Here is a 3,158-nt window from a genome sequence, read left to right as displayed (position 1 = left end):
CCCGCGATGCTGCCGCTGGTGACGTTGACGCAGGAGGAGATTGACCGGGTGGTTGGCGGGGTGCCGGGCGGGGTGGCCAACGTGCAGGACATTTATCCGCTGGCGCCGCTGCAGGAAGGCATCCTGTTCCATCACCTGATGACGACGGAGGGCGATCCCTACCTGCTGCAGGCGCTGTACAGCTTTGATACGCGCGCGCGGTTGGACGCCTTCATTGGCGCGTTGCAGCTGGCAATCGACCGGCACGACATCCTGCGCACCGCGATGCACTGGGAAGGGCTGAGCGAACCGGTGCAGGTAGTGTGGCGCAAGGCGGCGCTGGCGGTGGAGGAAGTAGTGGTCGACGCGCAGGCCGGCGACGCCGCACAGCAATTGCGCGCGCGTTACGCCCGCCAGCACTACCGGATGGATGTGCGGCTGGCGCCGATGATGCGCCTGTGCGTGGCGCAGGATGCGCACAGCGGCCGCTGGCTGGTGCTGCATTTGTTCCACCATCTGTGGGGCGACCATACCTCGCTCGACGTGCTGCTGCACGAAATCCGCGCCCATGTGGCCGGCCGTGGCGCCGAGCTGCCGCCCCCGCTGCCGTTTCGCAACTTTGTCGCGCAGGCACGCCTGGGCGTATCGCGCGACGAGCACGAAGCGTTCTTCACGCGCATGCTGGGCGAGGTTGACACAGTGACCGCACCCTACGGTCTGGCCGACGTACAGGGCGACGGTGCGGGCGTGCGCGAAGTGCGCCTCGACCTCGACGCGGCACTGGCCGCGCAGCTCAAGACGCGGGCGCGCAAGCTGGGCGTGAGTGTTGCCAGCCTGTGCCACCTGGCGTGGGCCCGGGTGCTAGGCTGTGTGTGCGGGCGTGACGACGTGGTGTTTGGCACCGTGCTGTTCGGGCGCATGCAGGGCGGCGAAGGAGCGGACCGCGTGCTGGGCATGTTCATCAACACCCTGCCGATCCGGCTGGACCTGGGCGCAGAAGGGGTCGAAGAGGGTGTGCGCCGCACGCATGCGCTGCTGACCGAACTGCTGCACCACGAACACGCACCACTGGCGCTGGCCCAGCGCTGCAGCGGCGTGGCCGCGCCGTTGCCGCTGTTTGGCGCCCTGTTCAACTACCGTCACAGCGGTGCTCCGGCCCAAGCGCAGGCTACGGACCATGCCGAGGTCGATGGCATCGAGATGCTGGGCGGCGAGGAACGCACCAACTACCCGCTGACGCTGTCGGTCGACGACTTCGGCGATGGCCTGAGCCTGAACGCGCAGGCGCAGGATCCGATCGAGCCCGAGCGCATCTGCGCCTACATGCAGCGGGCACTGGAACAACTGGTGACGGCCTTGGAACAGGCGCCATCGCGCCCGCTGCGCACGCTCGACATCCTCGGCGATGACGAGCGCCGGCTACTGTTGCAGGACTGGAACCGCACTGAAGTCGGCTACCCGCGGCACCGCACGCTGCACAGCCTGTTCGAGCAACAGGCGCTGCACACACCGGACGCGGTGGCGGTGGAACAGGACGGCCAGCTATTGCGCTACGGCGAACTCAACGCCCGCGCCAACTGGCTGGCGCACCACCTGTACCGGCTTGGCGTGTGCCCCGGCGCCTGCGTGGCGCTGCTGCTGGAACGCTCGGTTGCGCTGGTGGTGGCCGAACTGGCGATCCTCAAATGCGGCGCCGCCTACGTGCCGCTGGACCAGGGCGCGCCAGCGCAGCGCCAGGCCTACATGCTGGCCGACTGCGAAGCGCAGGTCGTGCTGACCATGCGGGCGCATACGCTGCCTGAAGGCATGGCCGCCGTGCGAGTCGACCTCGACGGCGTCGATGGGCTGGAAGACGGGCAGTATGACCAGGACAGCGGCAACCTCGACTTGGATCTGGACGGTGAAGCGGTTGCCGCGGTGCTGTACACCTCTGGCTCGACCGGCCAGCCCAAGGGCGTGCTGGTGCCGCACCGGGCGATCGGACGGCTGGTGATGAACAACCATTACGCCGTCTTCGAGCCCGACGACCGGGTGGCGTTCACCGCCAACCCGGCGTTCGACACCAGCAGCATGGAAGTCTGGGCGCCGCTGCTGCACGGCGCAGCCATCGTGGTGGTCGACCAGGCCACGCTGCTCGACGCCCAGGCGCTCAGGCGGCGGCTGCAGGATGGCAAGGTAACCATCCTGCACCTGGTGGCCGGGCTGCTGCGCGCGCATGCGGCCGCGCTGGGCGACGTGTTCGGGCAACTGCGCTACCTGCTCACCGGCGGCGACCTGGTCGATCCGCGGGCAGTGGCGGCGATTCTGCAACACAACCCGCCGCAGCACCTGGTGCATTGCTACGGCCCGACCGAGACTGCCACGTTTGCCACCACCTGCAACATCACCGAGGTCGCGGACGACAGCGCGAGCCTGCCGATCGGGCGGCCGATCGCCAACACCCGCCTCTATCTGCTCGACGCCAGCGGCCAGCCGGTGCCACAGGGCGTGGCGGGAGAGATCCATATTGGCGGCGCCGGCGTGGCGCTGGGCTACCTGAAGCAGCCGGGCCTGACGGCCGAACGTTTCCTGGCTGATCCGTTCAGTGACGAGCCGGATGGCCGGATGTACCGGACCGGCGACCTGGCCCGCTACCTGCCGGACGGGCGGCTGGTGTTCCTTGGCCGCAACGACGACCAGCTCAAGGTGCGCGGCATGCGGGTCGAGCCGGGCGAGATTGCGGCGCGGCTGGCGCGGCATGAGGCGGTGAAGGAAGCGGTGGTGCTGGCGCTGCCGGCGGCAACGGACCGGCAGCTGGTCGCCTATTACACGGCCGATCCGGAGCAGACGGCCAGCGACGCCGAGTTGCGCGCATTCCTGCTCGAGACGCTGCCCGCGTACATGGTACCGGCGGCATTTGTGCGGCTGGACGCGCTGCCGCTGACGGCCAACGGCAAGCTGGACCGGCGTGCGTTGCCGCAGCCGGGCGGGCTGGGAGAGCAGGATGACTATGAAGCGCCGCAAGGGGAGACGGAGCTGGCGCTGGCGCGCATCTGGAGCGAAGTGCTGCAGGTGGAGCGGGTGGGCCGGCATGACGATTTCTTCCGGCTGGGCGGCCACTCGCTGCTGGCGGTGACGCTGATCGAGCGCATGCGCCGCGAAGACCTGCATACCGACGTGCGCGCACTGTTCGATACGCC

General features: G+C 68.9%; 1 protein-coding gene. It reads left to right on the top strand.

Annotated features, from left to right (window positions below; all coding sequences use genetic code 11):
- A partial coding sequence (locus tag ACFQUU_RS29090; RefSeq protein ID WP_382252102.1) for an amino acid adenylation domain-containing protein occupies nucleotides 1-3,158 on the top strand: 3,158 nt, incomplete at both ends.

Origin of the sequence: Herbaspirillum sp. GCM10030257, from assembly GCF_042666555.1 — a bacterium.
GTDB lineage: Bacteria > Pseudomonadota > Gammaproteobacteria > Burkholderiales > Burkholderiaceae_D > Noviherbaspirillum.
This window is presented reverse-complemented; position numbering and strand designations above follow the sequence as displayed.